The sequence below is a fragment of the Oleiphilus messinensis genome (assembly GCF_002162375.1).
GTDB lineage: Bacteria > Pseudomonadota > Gammaproteobacteria > Pseudomonadales > Oleiphilaceae > Oleiphilus > Oleiphilus messinensis.
This window is the reverse complement of record NZ_CP021425.1, coordinates 5,568,170-5,590,181: the sequence shown is the minus strand read 5'-3', so window position 1 is coordinate 5,590,181 and position 22,012 is coordinate 5,568,170. Positions and strand designations below refer to the sequence as shown.

At 49.5% G+C, this 22,012-nt stretch carries 18 protein-coding genes; 12 read left to right on the top strand and 6 right to left on the bottom strand.

Annotated elements, in window-relative coordinates:
* The first annotated feature begins 51 nt into the window (after nt 1–51).
* Complete coding sequence (locus OLMES_RS24210; RefSeq protein ID WP_198343110.1) at nt 52–1,917, top strand: Na/Pi cotransporter family protein; 1,866 nt, start codon at nt 52–54, stop codon at nt 1,915–1,917.
* Between the two features lie 22 nt (nt 1,918–1,939).
* Entirely contained in the window at nt 1,940–2,206 is a 267-nt protein-coding gene (locus OLMES_RS24205) for a hypothetical protein (RefSeq protein WP_087463613.1), read from the top strand.
* A gap of 158 nt (nt 2,207–2,364) precedes the next feature.
* Here OLMES_RS24205 and OLMES_RS24200 read toward each other — a convergent pair whose 3' ends face one another.
* On the bottom strand, nt 2,365–3,156 hold the full coding sequence (locus OLMES_RS24200; RefSeq protein WP_087463612.1) for a hypothetical protein: 792 nt from the start codon (nt 3,154–3,156) through the stop codon (nt 2,365–2,367).
* A 607-nt stretch (nt 3,157–3,763) separates the two neighbouring features.
* Between OLMES_RS24200 and OLMES_RS24195 the strand changes: the two genes are divergently transcribed.
* The 5 genes from OLMES_RS24195 (at nt 3,764) to OLMES_RS24180 (ending at nt 8,344) form a co-directional block, all read left to right on the top strand.
* Nucleotides 3,764–4,999 carry an efflux RND transporter periplasmic adaptor subunit gene (locus OLMES_RS24195; protein ID WP_157678545.1) on the top strand — a complete coding sequence of 412 codons (1,236 nt, stop codon included), beginning with the start codon at nt 3,764–3,766 and terminating at the stop codon, nt 4,997–4,999.
* Nucleotides 4,996–5,841 (top strand): efflux RND transporter permease subunit, encoded by an 846-nt coding sequence (locus OLMES_RS24190; RefSeq protein ID WP_087463610.1) that lies wholly within the window; start codon nt 4,996–4,998, stop codon nt 5,839–5,841. Before OLMES_RS24195 ends, OLMES_RS24190 begins: the two co-directional genes overlap by 4 nt.
* A 59-nt stretch (nt 5,842–5,900) precedes the next feature.
* Nucleotides 5,901–6,050, top strand: coding sequence for a MerR family DNA-binding transcriptional regulator (locus OLMES_RS28130; RefSeq protein WP_157678543.1), 150 nt, complete (start codon nt 5,901–5,903; stop codon nt 6,048–6,050).
* The gene (locus OLMES_RS24185) at nt 6,050–7,705 is read left to right on the top strand and encodes an IS200/IS605 family accessory protein TnpB-related protein (RefSeq protein WP_087463609.1); all 1,656 of its coding nucleotides are present in this window, start codon (nt 6,050–6,052) and stop codon (nt 7,703–7,705) included. The genes OLMES_RS28130 and OLMES_RS24185 overlap by 1 nt, the downstream gene beginning before the upstream one ends.
* A 135-nt stretch (nt 7,706–7,840) precedes the next feature.
* Nucleotides 7,841–8,344 (top strand): efflux RND transporter permease subunit, encoded by a 504-nt coding sequence (locus OLMES_RS24180; protein WP_198343109.1) that lies wholly within the window; start codon nt 7,841–7,843, stop codon nt 8,342–8,344.
* Here OLMES_RS24180 and OLMES_RS24175 read toward each other — a convergent pair.
* The gene (locus OLMES_RS24175) at nt 8,323–10,173 is read right to left on the bottom strand and encodes a DUF4214 domain-containing protein (protein ID WP_087463608.1); all 1,851 of its coding nucleotides are present in this window, start codon (nt 10,171–10,173) and stop codon (nt 8,323–8,325) included. The genes OLMES_RS24180 and OLMES_RS24175 overlap by 22 nt on opposite strands.
* Before the next feature lie 94 nt (nt 10,174–10,267).
* Entirely contained in the window at nt 10,268–11,332 is a 1,065-nt protein-coding gene (locus tag OLMES_RS24170) for a response regulator (RefSeq protein WP_087463607.1), read from the bottom strand.
* A 902-nt stretch (nt 11,333–12,234) separates the two neighbouring features.
* On the opposite strand from OLMES_RS24170, the gene OLMES_RS24165 reads away from it, so the two are divergent.
* Nucleotides 12,235–12,702 (top strand): hypothetical protein, encoded by a 468-nt coding sequence (locus tag OLMES_RS24165; protein ID WP_087463606.1) that lies wholly within the window; start codon nt 12,235–12,237, stop codon nt 12,700–12,702.
* A 50-nt stretch (nt 12,703–12,752) separates the two neighbouring features.
* Complete coding sequence (locus OLMES_RS24160) at nt 12,753–13,277, top strand: DUF1569 domain-containing protein (RefSeq protein WP_157678542.1); 525 nt, start codon at nt 12,753–12,755, stop codon at nt 13,275–13,277.
* 9 nt (nt 13,278–13,286) lie between these two features.
* On the opposite strand, the gene OLMES_RS24155 is transcribed toward OLMES_RS24160, so the two are convergent.
* On the bottom strand, nt 13,287–13,598 hold the full coding sequence (locus OLMES_RS24155) for a hypothetical protein (protein WP_087463604.1): 312 nt from the start codon (nt 13,596–13,598) through the stop codon (nt 13,287–13,289).
* Nucleotides 13,599–13,887: 289 nt separating this feature from the next.
* On the opposite strand from OLMES_RS24155, the gene OLMES_RS24150 reads away from it, so the two are divergent.
* Nucleotides 13,888–14,301, top strand: coding sequence for a c-type cytochrome (locus OLMES_RS24150; protein ID WP_232465196.1), 414 nt, complete (start codon nt 13,888–13,890; stop codon nt 14,299–14,301).
* Between the two features lie 297 nt (nt 14,302–14,598).
* Complete coding sequence (locus tag OLMES_RS24145) at nt 14,599–16,635, top strand: methyl-accepting chemotaxis protein (protein WP_157678540.1); 2,037 nt, start codon at nt 14,599–14,601, stop codon at nt 16,633–16,635.
* A gap of 70 nt (nt 16,636–16,705) precedes the next feature.
* Here the strand turns inward: OLMES_RS24145 and OLMES_RS24140 are convergent, their stop codons facing one another.
* The gene (locus OLMES_RS24140) at nt 16,706–17,509 is read right to left on the bottom strand and encodes an OmpA family protein (protein WP_157678538.1); all 804 of its coding nucleotides are present in this window, start codon (nt 17,507–17,509) and stop codon (nt 16,706–16,708) included.
* 331 nt (nt 17,510–17,840) lie between these two features.
* Between OLMES_RS24140 and OLMES_RS24135 the strand changes: the two genes are divergently transcribed.
* On the top strand, nt 17,841–19,682 hold the full coding sequence (locus OLMES_RS24135; protein WP_332454918.1) for an ABC transporter ATP-binding protein: 1,842 nt from the start codon (nt 17,841–17,843) through the stop codon (nt 19,680–19,682).
* A 24-nt stretch (nt 19,683–19,706) separates the two neighbouring features.
* Here the strand turns inward: OLMES_RS24135 and OLMES_RS24130 are convergent, their stop codons facing one another.
* Nucleotides 19,707–22,007, bottom strand: coding sequence for an ATP-dependent helicase (locus tag OLMES_RS24130; RefSeq protein WP_087463601.1), 2,301 nt, complete (start codon nt 22,005–22,007; stop codon nt 19,707–19,709).
* Between the last annotated feature and the right edge of the window lie 5 nt (nt 22,008–22,012).

Below are 22,012 nucleotides of genomic sequence, written 5' to 3'. Positions count from 1 at the left end.
TTGGTTCGGAGTCGATCCTGAATAATTGGAGTTGAAGTGTGGGGGCGTGTATTGACTGCATTGATTAAGAGAATTTTGTTGCCGGTGCTGCTGGTGATTCTGAGTTATCTATTCTGGTTAAGCGATAATTTGACTCAGATCTGCGCCGGTGTTGCGATTTTTTTATTTGGCATGCTGTCCCTGGAAGAAGGCTTCAAAGCGTTTACCGGCGGGGTACTGGAACGCGTTCTTCAGAAAACTACCGACACGCTGCCCAAGAGCATGGCGTTCGGGGTTGCAACTACGACGCTGATGCAGTCCAGCTCCTTGATTTCTGTGTTGACGATCTCTTTTTTGAGTGCGGGTTTGTTGAGCCTAAGTCAAGGTATTGGAATCATTTTTGGTGCCAATCTGGGGACCACCACCGGTGCCTGGCTGGTTGCAGGCTTTGGTCTGAAAGTGAATATCTCCGCCTATGCCATGCCATTACTGGTGTTTGGGGCGGTATTGGTGCTCCAGCGGAATAAAAAATGGCAGGGGTTGGGGTATATTTTTGCCGGAATTGGTTTTCTATTTCTCGGCATCCACCACATGAAAGAGGGCTTTGATGCCTTTCGTGACCAAATTGACCTAACCCAGTATGCCATTCCCGGTTTTAAAGGGTTGTTGATTTATACCCTGCTGGGGATCGTTGCGACTGTGGTCATGCAGTCGAGTCATGCGACGCTGGTGCTGACGATTACCGCCTTGTCGAGTGGACAAATCACCTATACCAATGCATTGGCGCTGGCGATTGGTGCAAACGTTGGCACCACTATAACCGCAATCCTCGGCGCGTTGAGTGCAAATGTTGAAGGTAAACGATTGGCGTTTGCCCATGTTATTTTTAACGTGAGTACCGGTCTTTTAACCTTGTTAATAATTGTGCCATTGCAGCATACAGTGGATTGGGTGTCCGCCGCGTTAGCCATAGCAGATGATGATTACACCCTTAAACTTTCTGTGTTTCATACCTTGTTCAATTTGATGGGCATCCTGATTATGATCCCGTTCACCGCGACGCTGGTGACGAAACTGGAAACCTGGCTACCAGATAAAAACCGTCGTGCAGAGCTCCGGCTTCCTGTAAACAAAACAGATGAGCGGGTTGAAGTCGTCAAGGCGCAATACCTGAATGCGTCGGCGAAGCTGTATCCGGATACGGCAATACAAGCGTTGATTCAGGAAGTTCGACATCTTTACAGTAATACGTTGGAAGTTGTGCTGCGAGGCATGTCGATTCCCCGTGATCTGGTGGAGAGTAGTAAGGCTGATTTGAGCCATGAGCTACCCGAGATCCGAGGTCAGGAGCAGTTTCATGGTATTGAGGATCTTTACGAGCGTTATATTAAACAGCTCTATGCCGAGATAATGGAGTTCGCATCGAGTGTTCAGGCCGGCTTGACACCCAATCAGAGTGTGTTGCTGGTACAGCTTCTTTCAGCCTGTCAGAAATTGATTGAGTCCGTAAAAGCGAGTAAGCATCTCAATAAAAACCTCATTCACTTTATTGAGTCTGACAATCCCTGGGTTGTCGAGCAATATAATAACTTTCGCATCCGTATCGCAGAATGTATTCGGGAGTTGTTACGTCTGCAACAGTTTGAAAAGGGGCACGACTTGCTGACTTGTGACCGGATTAGAATCTACGCTGAACAGGCGGACTTGATCAAAAATGGGGATCTCTTCAAGATCATAAGGGCGGGCCATATTCCGGGAGCTGTGTCTGGCTCACTGCTCAAAGATGGCCATTACTCCAGCCAGATTATCAGCGCACTGGTGGACTCTGCTGAAATCATCATGAAATCTGTCAGTGCCGGTGTTGACCCTGCTGAAATGGAGCTTAATCTGGCGGTTGACGAAATAGAAGAACTGGCACGAAATAAACATCAGGGTTAGTGTTGAGTGAGGTACAGTAGCGATGCCTGAATCCAGTAGAGTGATGAAAGCGTTAAAGAAAATTCAATTGTTTCTGGACGCAGAAAAGCGAGAGCAATTAAAACGCCGGGAACAAATCCGCGATAAAGCAAAAATATTGAAGAAACGCATCAAGGCTATAAAACGCAAGCTACAGGCAGAATTATCCGATGATACGAGGATGAAGCTGGAAGATGAATTGAACTTGATTAAGGCCAAACGCAGGAAGGCAATCGAAATTTTGAAACAGATTCGAAAAGATCGTGGTTAATGATCAATTTGAATTTGCTATAACTTGTTGATTAATTGGTTAATATTTCTGTTGTCAGTAATCGTAACAGCAGACGCTGATCCTTCGGCTTTACCGAAGGAATGACTCGTAGATTGCGATCATGAAACGTCAATACACACCGGATCGTTTTTTCAGAATTAGAACGTTGGCCATTCTATAAATCGACGTCGCGCCGTTCGTGAAAGGCGATTGCAGCCGCTTTGGTCTCTGAACTGATAGTCATCTCCATCGGTTAACATTTTGTGCGAGTTGTGAATGTAATGATTGCTGCAGTGGACTTTGGCAATGTAGGTGTCAAACGCACTCTCAATGTCTTGGTAGTCGTAGGTTCGTGCCGCGATATCAAGCAGAATCACACCTCGCTGTAATTGAGAATTGGCGACTTCGGCCTGGGAAAAATAATGGTGTCCACGTTGTTGAATTAACAAACCATAAAGGAAGGTTGCATCAACAGGGGTGGAACCGGCAATCAGCACATTATTGATCAAGGGAGTGCCGTTCATTTCCACGGTGGCTTTGGCGGTGTTGGTGAACCGGCCGCCTTTGCTTTTTTGCAGGTTTGTAACGATTACATCTTCATTTAACTGACAGGAGATAGACGCGTTCTCAAGCGGGTACATTCCGTAAGGCCCTGCTGTGATTTTACGGTTCTCCAATTGAACCCGACCGGTATCGGGATGATCGGCACGGAGAAACTCGAACGTACGGATCTCGAAGATTTGGCTTTCGGGGATGCAGCGCACAGATATGTAAGGCACCATCTCGGGTGAATCTGCGATAGCAAGCGCATAACCAACGGGGTGCAGAAAGAAAGCAAGTAAGACCCACAGACTCAGCTTTTTGACTTTAATTCGGTGTGAAGCCCGTTTCATATTCAGTTCATCCTTGAAAGTATTTGCAAGTACTGTTTCATCGTTAATGTTTTTCATGTTGGCGCGATGCCTCACGACGATTTATCTCATTCCGTACTTCAGCCGTACTTTAGTTTATAGCACTTAAGCGTCGAAGACCGACGTTAGTGTCGAATACCAACGTTGGTCTCCAATAAAAATAGTCCGCAACTGTCGGCCTTAATTTATGTTGCGACAAACCTGCCGGATTCCCCTCAACAATTTTTATTTTTTTTGTATTTTATTTTTGATTTGCGTAAGTGCTTAAATTTTAGTGAAAAAAATATCGGACAGGCGGGAGCTCTTGTGAAGGTTATTTTATAACGGGTGTTATCTGGAGATTGAAAATGGTTTAGAGCTGGAAAAAAGGGGAGTTATAAACTCCCCTTTAGCGCTGGAGGCGCTCTGATTTCCCCGAAGGGTGTAGATTGATACTGTCATATTTCTGAAAAAAATAAAACCGCCATAGTGTTACAGTCTGTATATTTGTTGATCATGGTCGCTCGAGTTCAGCCTGTTGTAACCGTCTCTGCAAATGTAATCCTCAGGTAATCGTTAAGAGAATGTAAAGCTGGTATTCCTCCCCAGTCCTGATATGTCAGAATAATTGACAACGCTTTCATCCACTTACAGGAATATGGCCAGAATGAGAAAAAATATCGGAGCCGGTGTCGTTTTTGTGCTTGTTATTTGCCTGAGTAGCGCAATTACCTGGCGCTTTATGCAGGATTCGGGTACACCGCAAAACCGGGGCGCTCAAGCCGCCGCCATTCCCGTTGAGCTGGCAGATATACACATCGGTTCGATTGCACAGCGCAGAGAGTTTACCGGAACGCTGGAGGCCGAAGGGCAGTTGATTGTTGCACCCAAAATCAGCGGCCGAGTCGAACGATTGCACGTTAATCTTGCAGACCCGGTTACCCGGGGGCAGGTCGTTGTCGAGCTGGATAATGCAGAATACTTGCAGGCTGTAGCACAAGCTGAGGCCGAGATGGCTGTGGCGAAAGCAAATTTGTTACAGGCTAAAAGTTTGCTGGAGATTGCCGAGCGTGAGCTTTCCCGGGTATCGGCGTTACGCAAGCGGGGTTTGAGTTCGGAATCGGCTTACGATGCTGCCGTGATCGCACAATTAACCCGAAAAACGCAGCTCGAAGTCAGTAGTGCAGAGTTACAGCGGGCGGAATCGCTGCTTAATCTCAGCCAGATTCGCCTGGGCTACACTCGAATTAATGCTATTTGGCAAGGGGGTGATGGCCAGCGCATTGTGGGCGAGCGCTTTGTGGAGGAGGGTGACACGGTTTCCGCCAACACCCCGTTGTTGCGAATCATTGAATTGAACCCGATCAGGGCGGTATTTTACGTCACTGAGCGAGACTATGGACAACTCAAGTCAGGTCAGCAGGCATCGGTAAGCACGGATGTATTTCCGGGCCTCCAGTTCCTCGGGGAAATCGTCCGAATTGCCCCTGTTTTTCGTGAAAATACCCGTCAGGCCCGAGTCGAGCTTAAAATTGCCAATGTCGATGGCAGGTTGAAACCCGGTATGTTTGTTCGGGCAACGGTTGAGCTGACACGGGTTCAGGATGCGATTTTAGTGCCAGAGCAAGCGTTGAGCCAGCGTGATTCAGCGTTTGGAGTTTTTATCGTGGATGAGGGGCAAACCGCTCGCTGGATTCCGGTACAACCCGGCATTCAGAATGCGGGGCAAGTTCAAATACAGTTGACTGCGGAAGCAGACCAACAGGTGATGGAGCGGCTGCTTGCTACGCAGGTGGTCACTTTAGGCCAGCAGTTGCTGGATGACGGCATGCCGGTTCAGATTCCCGCCAAGCAAATCAGCGCGACCCAGGCAATCCCTCCAAGCCGGGAGCATGTGCAATGAATTTGCCTCGATTGAGTGTTCAGCGGCCCGTCACAGTTGTGATGTTGACAATGATGGTGCTGGTTATCGGCAGCGTCGCGCTCAGCCGGCTGCAAATTGACTTACTCCCCAGCATTGAATTGCCCACGTTAACTGTGAGAGCTGACTATGAGGGCGCCAGTCCCGAAGTCGTGGAGCGCTTGGTTACGCAGATTATCGAAGAAATTATTGCGACGGTTCCCGGTATTGAAAAAATTGAATCCCGTTCAGAAGAGGGTGACAGCTCGGTGCGGGTCAGTTTTGGCTGGGGGACTAATATTGATGCCGCCGCGATGGACTTGCAAGCCACGCTGGAAGACGAAGTGAATGAACTTCCCGATGATGTTGTCGGGCCACGGGTGAGCAAGTTTGATATCGATAGTTTTCCGGTTGTGATTTTGGGGATTTCCAGTCGTCTCGACCCGGTGGAAATGACCGAAATCATGGAGAACCAGTTACGGCATCGCTTGGTGCGTCTGCCGGGGGTGGCTCAGGTTGACCCTTGGGGCGGTTTCGACCGAGAAGTTCGAGTGGAGCTTGATCCTGCAAAAATTACCGCCCTGAATATTCCGGTGAATAATATTCTGGATGCCCTTCGTGATGCCAACCTGGATTTGCCCACCGGCACAATCGAACAGGGCCGCTATCAGGTTACGCTTCTGGTTCCAGCGGAGTTCGTGGATCTGAATCAGGTTCGCAAAACTGAAGTCATGCAGCGAGATGGTGTCAGTGTCACACTGGGCCAGATCGCCACCGTACGGGACACTTACCGAAAGCTCACCCGGATTGTCAGGGCTTTAACAGTTAACGAAATACTTGACTAAACCTACTCATATACAGTAGCTTGTACAGTATTGTTTTCTCATGGATGGAGGTGATGATTATGGCTGAATTTCTATCGATAGGCGCAGCCGCTTTTCTGCTGGGTGTGGCCGTTTCCACCCTTCGTCACTGGGAAAAAGAATCACGATTTTTCTCAGATTTCCGTACGCCTGTTGGCTATCGTCGTAAAAATCAACGAGCTATCGCCTAGTGGATACGCCAACGAAAACACTCACCTTTGAAACCCGGCTTGATTTGATTCATGAGCAGGATGCGGCATTGTGTCAATATGCCGAGCTGTGGAATCAAGTGAAGTTTCGTTGGTTTGCTAACTTACAAAAGCCTAAAGCCCAGCAATTGAATCGTACCCAGTTTATGCATGAAATGGGGATGCCGTTCAGCTATCGGGTATTTCAAGGCGTACGGCAAAGCATTAAAGGCTTAATCCAGTCTTACCAAACCAATCGAAACAACCGGCTGGTGACGCTGGACGTTAAAATCAAACAGCTGGAGAAAACGCTCAACAAGCTAAAGAAGCGCTGTGATCATGTTGCAGAGAAAGGCAGCCCGCAACAGGCAAAACAACTTCGCAACAGGTTACGACAGAAGGAAGTTAAACTGCGTCGTTGGCAGCAAAAGCAGTCCGCCTTGGTGGCCGAAAAACAGGAAAACAAAACACCGATTTGTTTTGGTGGTCGAAAGCTGCTGAAAGAGCGTCAAGCGTTAGAAACGGGTTCGGCCATTGAAGGCTGGAAACAACGCTGGCACGAAGCGCGACACCGTGAATTTCTCTTGGTGGGTTCTCATGATGAATCCTGGGGGTGTCAAAATGCCCAGCTATCGCCCAGTGAGCAAGAAGGTGCTTACCAGCTAAAACTCCTGGTGCCCCACCAATTACGCGCCACGTTTGGCACGACCATTAACATTGATCACCTGCAATTCAAGCATGGTAAGGCGGCGATTGCCCAAGCCGTTTGGCAGAATCAGGCTAAAAAACACAATAAATCAATCAAAGGGCAACCCCTGAGTTTTCGATTTAAGCGAGACAAAAAAGGTTGGCGGTTACTCGTTAGCGTGGAAGTGGCAGGACCAACAGAGCAAGCAGAGTGGATCGGTGATGACCAAGGTGTCATCGGTGTGGATGTCAACCTGGATCACTTAGCGGTCGTCGAGCTGGATCGAAACGGTAACCCACTGCAACACCGAACGTTTGACTTACCGTTACACTATAAGAATGATGCTCAACGGGCAGCCATTATTGGGGATGCCGTACGCGACCTGATGGACTTTGCCGCACAGCAAAGTAAAGCAGTGGTGATCGAAAAGCTGGATTTTCAGCAGAAGAAACGGCAATACCAAAAGCAGGATCATCCTCAGTATGCCCGCATGTTGAATGCCTTTGCTTACGGCAAGATCAAGGACTTGATTGAAACGCAAAGCATAAAACGCGGCATACGCCTTTATCACGTCAATCCGGCTTATACCTCATTACTGGGGCGGATGAAGTATCGCGATCGACACGGTTTCTCAGATCACCATGCGGCCGCGTTAGTGATTGGTCGTCGGCATTATGGCTTTAAAGAAAAGCCGCCAAAACAACTCATTGGTATTAACGCGAAGGGTACCGTTAAGGCCGAGCATCCGCCTGTAAGGATGGCGCTCGGGGATTATCAGTATTACCACAAACTTCAGCGTTGGTACCAACCACTCGAAACATCATTAGATTTTCTGAGTGGCTGGCGTCACTTTCGTCGTGTGAATCGGGTTAGTTACTCCGTTGAGGCTCGCCTTGATGGTAGACCGGGCATGAGTCCCGACTTGATTCAGGAAAGCACTACCTTGCTTTCCGCGCACCCTGCGCTGTAGGGATAGGCTCGTTTAAACCATGAGTAGGTTTAAGCAGGTTTATGAAAACGGTAATTCCTATCGCATTCTGGTACAGCTGGAGAATGCAGAACGATGTTCACTGGATGAAATATTGTCAGATCCAAAGGTTATGATTTGCTGGTTTCTCTGGTGTTGGCCCTGGTATTGGTATACATGGTTCTGGCTTCCCAATATGAGTCATTCAAGGCACCCGTAGTGGTCATGTTTTCAGTACCTCTGGCGGCGATAGGTGTGCTTGTCATCCTGTTTGTCACGGGGAGTACGCTGAACCTTCAATCCGGGATCGGCTGCATTCTTTTGGGCGGGATTGTGGTTAATAATGCCATACTGCTGGTTGATCAGGCTGGACAGTTGTACCGGAATGATTTCCCCGATGTCCAACTGGCGGTTCTGGAAGCCGGGCGACGTCGCCTGCGACCGATATTGATGACGACACTGACTACAATACTCGCTTTGTTGCCGCTGGCGTTGGGTATCGGGGAGGGCGCAGATGCCCAGGCACCACTGGCCCGGGCCGTAATTGGTGGGCTGCTGGCATCAACGCTGATTACCTTGTTTTTAATACCGGTTGTGTATGTGCTGCTGCATCCTGGGCCTCAGAGTAAGGGCCAGTTATAGATATTCCCGGCGGTAAGGAGGACAAACTCATCTGATTGTGCCATCAGGTGAAAAGCATCCGCCTGAGACTGGGCGCGGGAGTCGAGTTCGTTCAGCCACCAGGCATAGCCTTCGGCATCAGCTTCGCGACCGAATACATTCGTGTACACGTGCGCGAGAAATTCCGGGTTGGAGACGGCTCCATCCCGGGATTGGTCAGCGAGGGCAATGAATTCCGGTGAGTCAATAAAATAGCCTGCGATTATTGATCCGCTGAGGGATTGCGCCTGTTGTGTCTCGTACCACCACTCAAAACCGGATTGATCCGGCGCGCGTCCCATCGCGCCGAGGTAGGTTCGATACAGTTGTGCCTGCTCTGCTGTGGCAAGACCATGGTCAAGGCCCGGGGAAAGAATCGATGCCTCGGCGAGTGCTGGCGCGTCACCGGGAATAATCAGTTCAGCGTTATACTGTTTGATATCCGCAAACAGTTGCGCACTGCCAAGGGTCATGGTGCCCCAGTTGAGGGTTTCAACTGAATCGAGCTGTATCTGTTCCGCCGTGAGTAAATTCAGTAAGCGCAGCTCATCATTGGCGGTAAAAAATTTGTACAACCCGAAGGAGTCAGTAGCTTCAATCTCCAGTGTATCCTGGCCATCACCGCCAAGAATTGAATCGTTGCCACCACGATAATAGGTGACATCATCCCCCGATCCGGCCTCGATGATATCATGGCCGGTACCGCCCCAAATATGATCATTCCCGCCGTTCGACTGAATATGATTCCCGCTAAATGTGCCTGTCAGCTGATCATCTCCCGCGCCGGTAATCAGGCGGTATATCTGGGTGCCCTCGGCAAGATACAGGTTTGGGTCCCGATAGCCTTGAAGTTGGTAGCCTCCGCCAGTATCCAGCCAGCTATCAGGTTCAAGTGTAAGGGTGAGCGGGTTGTTCTGGTTGATGATCAACGTGTTTTCACCACCAGCGTCAACGATTGATACATAACCGGAAGGGTATTCGTGATAGGCGGCATTTAATGATTCAGCCAAGTCTGCGTATGCACCATTCAGATCCCACTCATAGGGGGCGTGGAGAACGTACACATCATCGTCACGATCCTGCGGGGGGCCATATAGATAATGCAAGGCGGCAATATCCTCAGGCATCAGTGTGGCCGCTTCGGTTAGATACTGAGCATCGGACTCATTCTGGCCGTCTGGCAGCCAGTTGTAGGACATCGCGCTGTATCGGTAGTAATCTTGTGCCCCGGGAAGCGTTGTTGTCGCGAAAGGGGTGTCGGGTTCTCCGCCTTCATGACTGTGGGCAAGGCCCAGAGCGTGACCGACTTCATGGCTGAAAACACTGATAAATTCGCTGTCGTACAGCGGGGAGTGAATCCAGTCATCAACCAACCAGATATCCCCGCTGAAGGCCATAGGGGTTAAAGGCGCATTTTCTGTCGATTCAGCAATCGGGTAGGGGAAGTAGGCAAATGCGGCTACGTCGTTGTCATTGAATGATGTGACTGCAATGCGAATATCGACATCGGGGCTGTCAGTGGTTTCAACGAATTCAATGTTGGCGATCTGGGATATTTCAAACAAAGCCTTGCGCGCCAACGCTTTGTAGTCGTTGGGCAGAGCCTGAAAGCCCGGTTGCAATGGCTCAGGACTGTAGGTTTCCGAGTAGCCGGTGTCGTCATCGAAAATGTACTCGGCATTTTCATCCGGAAAGCTGAACGTCAGTCGAAGCGGGGCATCTGGATCAGGTGCATACCATTGCACACCTCCGAGCACACCATCAAAGTGTTCACCGCTGGGGGTTAGCGTATATTGGACATCGTGTTTCATCGTGAGCAAGGTATACGTGAGCCAAGTATATTACGTGGATCTGTCTCTTCAAAAGACTGCAGACAGATCCGTGCGCAAAAACAAGGGGGATTAATTACAGTACGAAGTTTAAAGCGATGGCCACAATCCCGACAACGATACCGATAATGCCAAACAGCTGGCCATTGTTGGATGTTTCTTGTGGTTTCATCTCCGCGAGCATGCTTTCCTTTTCTCGGGTGAAGAGGTTTTGTGAGACTTCGTGGGCGACGGTCTCGCTGGTTTGGGACGCGATATCCTGACTGATTTCCTGTGCTTGCTGTCGAGCGGTCTCGGCTGCAATTTCCCGGGCGGAGTGCTCGGCTGTTGCCTTCACTTCTGAAATTAATTCCGGCGTAAGGGACTGACTTTGCTCAATATCGGCCTGGACACTGCTCAGTCGTTCATTCACTTGCTGTAGCAACTCCTGGCGCACGCTGCCAAGCTGCGTTTCCAGCATATCTTCCACTGCTTTACGTGCTGCGAGTGAAGCGGCTTCGGTCAATTGTGGTGTCAGTGTATCCACTATATCGGTTGTCAGTGGCTCCCGAGCCTCAGCCAATGCGCCACTCACAGCTGTGGTTACGGTGGCTTGTGCAGCTTCCTGAACCGTCTTCAGAAGACTGGCTTGCTGTTCCTCGAGCAGCTTGCTGACCAGGTTCTCAACTGCACGCTGGTTCACGCCAGCGGTCGTACTGGCGGCTACGGAGGATGGGGTCGCTGCTGTGGGTTCTGAAGCGGCTTCTGAGGCGGCCACCGGGGCGTCTTGAGGGATTGCCGCTAGCTCGATGAGCATGGAGGCCAGAACGTCTTTGGGGGCGGGCTTGGGTAAAATGGCAAAAGCACCATGGGCTTTGGCTTGTTTCTCGTATTCGTCACCTTCTTTGGAGGTACACATCACGATAGGAATAGTGTTCGTATTTGGGTTGGCTTTGATGGCTTTGGCAGCCTCGAATCCATCCATTCCAGGCATTAAATGATCCATGAAGATAACATCAGGGCGGTTCGTCTCAAGATAGTTGAGTGCGTCGCCTGCGGATTCGGCAAATGCAGATTCTACACCTTGAGTCGCCAGTAACTTTTTAAGTGAAAATCGGGCCGACTTGGAGTCGTCGACCACCAACGCGTTCTTGATATCCATAACTGTAGCTACTTTTTGAAGTTGTAAGATTTTCAATGCAAACCAGAGGTTGCAACTACTCAAGATCCTCTGGTTACTCTGCTTTTTAGGAAGTATATATGAAGGATCCGGGAAATGCTGGTAGAAATTACGTAAGTAAATGTTAAGCGTGCATTGAATCCCTTGGAAAAATTGTCGAGACTGTCTAGGGTCTGTTGACGTTTCATATTTAGCCTCTGCCAGCGCTATTTTTTTGTCCAGTCAGGCGCTGCGAGTGTCGTGTAGTTATTCTACATCAACGAGCAGCAACGCATCGGGGCGAAAAAATAGCGCTGGCCCGAAGGGTTGAGCCTGAAATTCGCTCACTCCGCGTCACTCGTCGTTCATTTGGAATAACCAAACCACTCTCCTTATTCCTTGATTGAGCGAATTTCAGGCTCAACAGAGGTTAAATATGAAACGTCAACAGACCCTAATCATCCCGTGCGATATGGATACAACTTTGGGGGTAGTCTAAAAGCTGGCATTCCCCGGGTGAATGCTCACTTCTTGTGCAGTTGTGCAAGTCGAAATCTGATCGCACTGTTCACCCTTCGTCGGGATTGTGACCTAAAGCCTGAAATTGTGATCATGTACTACAAAATATTGCGGGAATTGTCGTCCTGAATGCTGTGATATTCATGCCTGGTTATCGCGAGCTATTCAGATTGAGTCAGTGTCTATTGGTGTCTATAAGTGTATGAAAAATATGCTTATTGTTTCTGTTTTTTTATTGTTTTATCGCCGTCAGGATAGACCAGGTCGGAATTCAACGACTTTTAATTGTCTACGAAACAAGTTGGATGGCACGTTTGTTGTAATAGTGAAACCTGACATGCAATCGTTTAGGGGTAAAAACTTGGTGCGCCCAGGGGGTAATAACAATGATTGAATTGCAGGATATTCAGAGTACCAGTGCCTATGTGGACGGGGGCACATCCTTCGAAGTGGAAGAGCTGATGGATCAAGCCCATCACCTGGAAGGGTCCGCAATGGCCGAAAAACCATTGATCAGGGCCTACATGATTGAGCCACAGAATTTGGGGGTGCTGTTGCAGTTGTACCACCTTTATTTGCAACAGACCCGTGTTACTGAAGCGCTTGAGGTGGCGAAAAGGATGATGGCCGCGATTGCGCCCCAGATTGATTTTCCGGAAAACTGGGAAATGTTGTCCCGGATTGAATTCTCTAATGGTGTGATGACTTCGTTTCGATTGGTCAGGCTCTATTTAAGTGCACTGACGAGCGCGGGATCGCTTTCGATCAAAGCCGGGCAGGAAGCTTTGGGCCGGGCTATGCTGAGCAAAGTCGCCGAATTTGATCCAGATATCAACTTTAAAAAAGCAATCTGATTAAAATGTACGGAACAATTGAAATAAATACGCAGGATAATCAGAGCATAATGAAGCGTCGACAATTTTTGCTCTACAGCGCTGCAGGTATTGCATCGCTTGGAGCGGGTGGCGGGATTTGGTTGAGCCACTCCAATGGCCAACCGCTTACCATTGAGTCAGCACTTGGCAAGCTTGCTGCCTTGCAAGGGCGGGTGGTGATCAGTACTGGTGAGTGGTCAGCCTTTCAGGTGTTCCGTCATCTGGCCCAGAGTATTCAGTATTCCATGGATGGCTTTCCGGAGCACAAACCGGAGTGGTTTCAGAATTCGGTGGGTCAATGGGCTTTTTCTGCGTTTGCGATGAAAGGCGCGATGCACCATGATTTGAGCGAGCCGATTCCAGGAGAGCCCCGCTGGGAGGTAGAAGGGGATGTGCAATCCGCTCTTTTGCATCTCGATTCAACATTGCGCAAATTTGCAGCCTATGAAGGACCATTGCAACCTCATTTCGCCTACGGAGTATTGGCGAAGCAGGACTATATCGCCGCGCATGTCATGCATTTGAATAACCACTTGAGCCAGATACGGGTTTAAGGGGCTCGGTTATCCCAATGTCGTGATCGTTTTCATCAGACTTACCGCCCAAACCCCTAGCAAACAGAGCGCCAGAAAGCAAAATAACAACAAGTGCACGGTGTTTCGTTTCTGTTCGGTGTTCTTGATCCAGCGAAAATAGAGATCGGTGATAAAGCCTGCCAGTACAAAAAAACTGGCGGTAAACGGGAGGGTCAGGTTGGCGAGTGTTAAACGGCTCTCTTGTGGCTTCATCTCTGCCACCCATAAAAGCCATAGTATCAGAATGCCCAGGCTGGTGAATTCTATGATCAATGCTGCTTTTCGAACTGCAATGGCCATCTGTGGGTAAACCTCTTCACGTTAACAATCGTTCGTAATCAATCGTTGGCATTTTCAATAGCTTGCGTCAGTTTCAAATCGATGTGTTTGACGGCGCAGCCATTTTTACCACGTTTGGCAGGGCAATACCAATATTACTGCCTTTACTGCCCCTGCATTTTCAGAATATTGCATAAACATGTCTGATGATTGTTTAAGCATGACAATTAAGTCGCTATAATGCCCCCTTATTTTTTAGGGTTGCGGTTTGTCCGTACTGAATACATCAAACTTCAATTAGAGGTGAAACGTGAAAAACGGGTTGAAATTGTTGGCGATGTTCCTGATGGTTGGAACATCCTTTGTACAGGCGAGTTCAGATGCAGCCATTGAAGAACGAATCAAGCCTGTTGGTGAGGTTTGTGTTCAGGGCGACCCTTGTGCTGACGCGGCACCAGTGGCTGCAGCTGCGAGTTCCGGCCCTCGTTCCGGTGAAGAGGTGTACAACACCAAGTGTGCCGCTTGTCATAGTACCGGTGCTGCAGGTGCGCCAGTGAGCGGAAATGCTGCACAGTGGGCACCGCGTATCGAACAAGGTCTGGAAACCCTGGTTTCCCACGCGATCAATGGTTTCAATGCCATGCCTGCCCGTGGAACCTGCATGGATTGTTCCGATGAGGAAGTGGGTGCTGCTGTTGAATTTATGGTTGATGCTTCCAAGTAATTAACCGCGGAGTTCGTGCTCCTGTGTTTACCCGGCCAAATGTTCGCCTAATCAAATGGGGAGCACATCTCTAAACCCGAGCACTCTGCTTTCCTCAGGGTACTCGGGACTCTATTTCGAACTGCTTTATTGCACTTGACTGTGTAGTTCAGTCACTTTGCCGTCCTATCTATCTATCTATCTATCTATCTGTAGATGTTACTACCCCTTTCTACGCCTTTTTGGGCAGTCACCGGATTGCAACAGCTTTGTGGTACGGTCGAAGCGATCAAGAATCTATTCTGGACTGAATTACAGATGCCAAAGCTTAAAACTCTCGCCCGAATCAACACGACAAGCCTGATCTTTATTGCTCTGATTCTCGGTTATTCGACCTATTGGGGGTTGAGTCACCTTAAGAAACCACAAGACTTGATAACGGATTACGATCAGTTGTTCTCCCGCTTCAGTCTCGAAGTGGAGCAACCCTTACTGGATTATCTGGATTCGGGAAATGCCCTGAATTTGCAGCGCGCGGAAACCGGTCTAGAGGCTCTCAGTACTGAACTGGGCGAGTTCCCGGAAGCATTTCAGCAACAGTTGACGCCTTCATTACAACAGCTGGAAACCTTTTTAAAGGGCGACTTTCGTGCAGCGGGAAAGTTATCCGGGGATCCACAGGTGTTGCTCACGCAGAATGATCGTGAGGTCAGGGATGAAATTTCCTCTTTAATCGATTATGCCCTTGAAGGATGGTCGAATGATGAGCAGGCTGCTCGAACGTATGTGAAGTTGGCGAATGAATTGGTCACGAATCTTGTGGATCGCAGTTTGTTGCGGGAAAGTTATTTTGCGGATCAGAATTCGAAAACCAAGACCGCCTTGTTTGATAATGTCAGTGCAGCATTGGCAATTTATCAAGAGATTGAGGCGTTGCCTTTCCTCGGAATTTATCTTGAGGCGGATAACGAATTCATGTTGGGTGAGCCGGAGGAGGAAGATAAAGCCGAAACCATTGTGGCAAACCTTGGTTCCGCTCTGCGCCGTTACGAAAAGGACTTCACCAATACAGAAGGCTCAATCAAACAATCATGGGGCAGTCAGATTCAGATACGCAGCCTTATTGTTGATTTGCGCAATGAACTTTCCGAGGCCAAAAGTTCCATATCTGCCATGTTCGATGATGCTTTCACATTGGTTCGTGCTTCGAATATCGGCATTGTGCTCGTGATTGCACTGGTTGCGTTTATTATTGATACGATCCAACGTGGTGTTATCCAGCGCATCAAGAGTCTTCAGCCTTTCCTTCGGGAGTATGCCGAGGGCGATTTTTCCCGTGAAGTCGACATACTCGCCAAGACCGAGGAAACAAAGAGCCTTAAAGACTCTGCCAACCATCTTCGTCTACAACTGGTTTCTCTGGTATCAGATATCGGTGGCCACTCCAGCGCCGTTGGTGTTTCCAGCAAAACAATTGCTGATGTAGCACGGGAGGTTAACAGCAAAACAGTACAACAGCTCCATGAAACCAATAATATCAATCGTGCAATAGAAGATATGACCGAGTCATTTGCACAAATGGCACAGAGTGCTTCCGAAGCTTCAGATGCAGCACAGTCGGCAGATACCGCAGTAAAACGGGGCGATGAATTGCTGGAGGCCGGGTTGAGTAATGTTGGTGAGTTGGTCAACAGTGTTTTTCGTACGGAGTCACAATTGAATAGTTTGTCAGAAGAGGCGCGCAGTATTGATGCGGTTCTGACCGTAATTGTTAATATTGCGGAACAAACAAATCTGCTGGCCCTGAATGCGGCCATTGAAGCTGCGCGGGCTGGTGAGCAGGGTCGAGGCTTTGCGGTTGTCGCAGAGGAGGTTCGCGGTTTGTCCCAGAGAACCTCTGATTCCACCAAGGAAATTAAAGAAATTATAGATCGACTGCAACATTCTACGGAAGATGCGGTTGACTCGATTCGCAGTCAGGTCGAGCTTGCCAAAAATACACAGCACTCAACGACTGAAGCAGGGCAGGCCTTGAAGCAAATTGTGGCGGCTATGGAGAAAATGTCTGCCATGAATATCCAGATTGCCCAGACCACAGAAGAGCAAGCCCAGGTGGCGCGGCTAATCAGTGACAACGTAGGGGCTGTAAATCGTCTGGCAGATGAGTCTGTACAATGCGTAGAGCGCGCGGAACTGGAGAGTGGAAACCTGGTGCGTTGCAGTGAGTTACTGAATTCGGCGGTGGGGCGATTCAAGGTTGAGCCGTCTGCAGATGGCTTCGGTGCAACCGCTTCCAATGGATCATCCGAACGGAATGTTGTGCGTATGGGGGCTGACAGAATGTCCGCAGCCTGAGGCAAAAAATGCCGCCTCTTGCAGGCGGCTAACAGGGCAGGGAGCATAAGTTATAGAAGGGATGTGTAATTCAGGGCGATGCCGTAATGGCGTACTTAAAATCCGTATATTCCAATTCCACTCTTCGATTTTGTGCCTGACGCTCGCGTTCGGACAGGTCGGGCGCGATATCATTTTTCAACCAGTCCTTTCGTGAAACCGGCTGTTCACTCCCCCAGGCGACGATCTTGATCTGGTGTTCAAGAACACCCTCGCTCTTCAGTATATTGGCAACTTTCTGAGCTCTTTGGCGGGCCAGCTTGTGGTTGTAGCCACTAACCCCTTGGTTATCCGTGTGACCATGAATGGTGATCAGGTATTCCGGGTGTCGAGTTAAATATCGGCCATGGGATTTGATGATTTCAATATCTTCCACACTCAGGTTGACCTGATTGAAGCCGTAGTGAAACAGCTTCTGAGCAGGCGCCTCCAGCGTTTCATCTGTCTCCTCAATATCATTTGGTGTTTGTTGCTTTTGTGCTTCCCGTTCCATGTTATAGGCTAGGCGGGCAACTTCCTGATTGGCTTGTTCCTGATTTTCAATCACCAGAATTGTCATGTTGGGCTGCTCCTTTTGCATTGAGCGGGATGGGTTGACGGACTCATCGTTGTCGATCAGGTCGGTATTGTGAGCGTTTTCAGGGCCTGAAGTGGGCATGGAATCCGTCATTTGATTCATGCTGATCAATGACGTGGGTGTATTCTGAGTACTGCTTTCTGGTGCAGGATTCTGACTTGCACAGGCGGCCAGAAGCGTCACGGGTAAGAGAAACAAACATTGCTTCCTGACTTGTCTTGTTTTATCGCCACGTATACTGGTTTTGTCTCGACGCATAATCTTGTCCTCGTTCTGCATATTCATCTGAATAACATGCTGCTTTTGAAATACAGGCGTTTGCTGAATGATGTGTTGCTTGATTTCTATTAAACGCCGAGACTGTGGCGGAGTGCGGGCACAATTCAGGAACCCGTGGGCTCAAAAAAGGCAAAATATGGCAACCTGCCTGAACCTGCAGGGCTATTTGACCAATTGATACTCGCAAGATGACCGGATTTTGGGTACAGTCAGATCATAATGATTTTATATATCCAACGATATGCTGCATATCGTGTTCTCATCCAGGATTAATTTCCGGATGTATGGTGGATGCGAAATTGGAGTAAAAATGCCCCACCCCGATACAACTTCTTCGTCCTCTGAGCGTGCCGCGCCGTTGAGTTGGCGCAACGTTCGAGGCTATCAATGGCGTGATCTCCTGCCGATGGTTCTGGAGCACAGACGGGAATTAATAAAAGCAAACCTGATCGCCATTTTGGCTACCCTTGCGGCCGTTCCGGTGCCGCTGCTGTTACCCCTGCTTGTGGATGAAATTCTGCTGCATGAACCCGGGCCTGTGACGCCGATTATTGATGCAATGACTCCAGTGTATTGGCATGGTCCTGTGCTGTATATCCTGGCCATGCTGTTGTTTGTATTGATCCTGCGCCTGGCGTCGCTGGGATTCAATGTCCTTCAGGCGCAGGAATTTGCCATTATCTCCAAAGATATCATTTATAAAATCCGCTCTAGAATGCTGGTGCGCCTGAAGCATATCTCCATGGCGGAATATGAAACCGTGGGCAGTGGCTCGGTGGCATCGCGGTTTGTGACCGATCTGGATACCCTTGATCAATTTATAGGTGCTTCGATCAGTCGCTTTCTGGTTGCGGTGTTCACACTGGTCGGGACGTCTGCGGTGCTGCTCTGGATGCATTGGCAATTGGCGCTGGTGATCTTGTTGTTCAATCCAATGGTGATTTACTTTACGACGGTGATCGGGAAAAAAGTGAAACACCTCAAGCGTCAGGAAAATAAAGCCTATGAAGTTTTCCAGCAGGCCCTGACCGAAACCCTGGATGCCATTCACCAGATTCGTGCGGCCAACCGTGAACGCCATTATATGGCACGCCTTACGGATCGGGCTCGTGGCGTCCGAGATCACTCGATACATTACGCATGGAAAAGTGATGCCGCAAACCGGGTCAGTTTTATGCTGTTTCAGTTTGGGGTGGATGTGTTCCGGGGCGCAGCAATATTGACCGTATTGTTTTCGGATCTTTCGATTGGCTATATGTTTGCTGTATTCGGCTACCTCTGGTTTATGATGGCTCCCGTACAGGAGGTTCTGGGCATTCAATACAGCTATTACGCCGCCAAGGCCGCGCTCGCCCGCATTAACCAATTGTTTGAACTCAAGCAAGAACCTTACTTTCCGCCGCAAGTCAATCCGTTTGTTGGAAAAACCACCGTCAGTGTCCATATTGAGGATATTCATTTTGCTTATGGTGATGGCAGTGATGTTTTGTCCGGCGTTACTCTGGATATTGCCGCCGGGGAGAAAGTCGCGCTGGTTGGGGCGAGTGGTGGGGGCAAGTCCACGCTGGTGCAAGTTATTTTGGGGATGTATGCGCCAACACGGGGGCAGGTCTATTTTGACGGTATTCCGGTCACTAAGATCGGGATGAATGTTGTTCGTGAAAATGTGGCAACGGTGTTGCAACACCCGGCGCTGTTCAATGATAGCATTCGGAATAATCTGGGATTGGGGCGAGAATTTAGCGACGAGGACTACTGGCATGCCCTCAAGGTAGCCCAATTGCACGATACGATTCAGGCGATGCCAAGGCAACTGGACACCATCGTCGGCAGGCAGGGCATCCGCTTATCCGGTGGTCAGCGTCAACGCCTGGCCATTGCTCGCATGGTACTGGCCAATCCTGCTGTCGTGATACTGGATGAGGCGACCTCGGCATTGGATGCCGATACGGAGTATAACCTCCATGAGGCTCTGCGGGATTTTTTGCAGACACGCACCACATTGATCATCGCCCATCGACTCAGCTCCGTGAAACAGGCCGATCGTGTTTACGTCTTTGAAGATGGTAAAGTTGCTGAAACCGGACGTCATGAGGAATTGATTCAGCAAGGGGGCTTGTATGCCCAACTCTATGGTGAGCGGCAGAATTGAAAAGGCGATGCGGCTTTTTTTAATTCAAGCCGTAATGGCCGTAAAGTACAGGTGAGCGCTTTTTTTGCTGAAATCCAGAACCCGCCCCTCATCGAATTTAACCTGAAACGATGAACTCTCTTCCCGGGTGATTGTGCCGCGTCCGAAAATGGCGTGATCAACGTATTGTTGTTGCCAAATGGGCAGTTGAGGCTCCTCGGAAGTGGGCTCAGCCTTGCTTTTGGGGGAAACGTAAGTGACATTTTCCAAGGCACAATAGCGCCTGGCCGTTGTGCTTAAAGGCCTATCCGGGGTGAACGGGGGGGCGGGGAGCGTCGTTTTCCGTTTTGCCAAATAGTGCCCTAACTCCTGGGACAGATTGAATTCCAGCTCCCCCAGAAAGCGGCTTGGCGGCGGAGATTTATCCGGAGCCGATTTTTTACGGGCGGGACAAATCAGATGAAGCTGCTCCACCGCCCGGGTCATGGCGACATATAGCAGACGCCGTTCGCTTTCCAGTAGCGTTGCCGTAATCTCATTCTCCCGGACGGTATAAGGCATAAACTTGTCGTTCAGCCCGGGTATAATTACAACCGGCCATTCCAGCCCTTTGGCGCGGTGCATGGTTGTCAGTAACAGTCGATCATCCGCAGTGTTTTGGTTGGCCCGCTCTGACAGGTCCTGCAAATGCTCCAGACTCTCTGCTGTGCCCAGCTTTAATAAAAAAAGGTAGTGGAATATGCCGGTGATCGTTGCCACGCGTTCTTCGGCAATATCTTTTGTCAGTGCGAGGCTACGCACACCTTCAAAAAGTTCGGTGGCGTTCGCGTAGTGTTTCAAACATTGGGCTGCGGTGTTACCCCGCTGCGCCAGTAAAAGTAACTGTTGTAATGCGTCTGCAACAGCGCCTAGTTTACGCTTTTGCAAAGGGTGCAGGGACAGTCCGCCCGAGGGACCCAGCCGTTCCCGTAAATGTTCGGGCCAATTTCGGTCATGGCTGGCGAGATTCTGGCTAAGATCCTGAATCCGGTCTTCAGCCAGACCACAGTGCGGAAAGCGCAGAAGCGTTTCGAAGCGTTTTTTCCGCACGGCCATGGGAAAATCCCGGAATTTTCCGGATGCAAACTCCAGCAGGCAACGTACTGCGTTCATTTCCTTGGAGTGCAGGGCACCTTTACCGGCACTGATTTGATACGGAACCCGGTTCGCCAGCAGCGCCAGCTCAATGGTAATGCTCTGACTCCATACCCGGCAAAGTATTGTGATATCACTGAGTCTGCGGCCAGATTGATCTGATCCAGAAGACGGATCTTGCCCTGAAAGTGTGTTGACCAGCTTGAGAATCTGTTCGGCATCTGCTCCGTAGTGCAATGATATACTGCTGTCATCCACTGTCGGATGTGAGCGACACAAAACATTGTTGCGCCCCGTGTTGTGCGTGATCAAGTGATTGGCCAGCAGGGCAATCCGGTGTCCGTAGCGGAACGTGTAGCTCAGGGTGAGTTGCTTGGGATTTGGAAACTCCTTCGCGAACCGGTTTAGAATATATTCCGGCTTGGCGCCTCTGAATTCGTAAATGGTTTGATCCGGGTCACCCACTACCGTGATTTTCGCCCGGTCTCCCGCGATGTACTTCAGTAAGAGGTGCTGAATTTCATTGGTATCCTGATACTCGTCGACGAGAACCAGATCCATTTTGTTGGTGACCAGGCTCAGCAGCTCCGGATTTTCGTGTATCAATTTCACCGGCTCATAAAGCATATCGCTGAAGCTATAGCGGGCGTGTTGTCGTCGCCACTGCTCAAAACGGTCAAACAGATCGAGTAGAAAATTGAATCGCGGCGAGTAGTCCAATGCTGCAAACACTTCACTCGGTTTTTTCAACGTGCTCTTGACCAGATCAATGAACTGGCTACCACGCTCGACATATTCCTTTTTATTGCGTTTGATTTCGTCGGCAAGATCGGAAGGGGCGAGAGCCCGGATTAAATTCCAGACCTGATAGTGGATTTCTTGCTCGCTGAGAATCTGCGGGTTAACCGGCTGCAGGTAACCCTCCCGGACAAAGCGTTGATAGAGTCGGTAACCCATCGCATGATAGGTACGGATCTCCGGCAGCCGAAAATGGCCTTCATTGCAGAGCCGACCTAACTTGCGCTCGAAATCTTCCTTGGCATTCCGGTTAAACATCAGAATCAACATACGCCCCGGGTCATGGCGCTGTTGCAGTAGCGCGATAATCCGGTGAGCCAGTGTTGTGGTTTTTCCGCTACCCGCAACGGCGGTGATCAGGCAATGTTCGAAACCGACGTCGATAACCTGCTGTTGTTCCTGGGTAAGCTGCATAAATG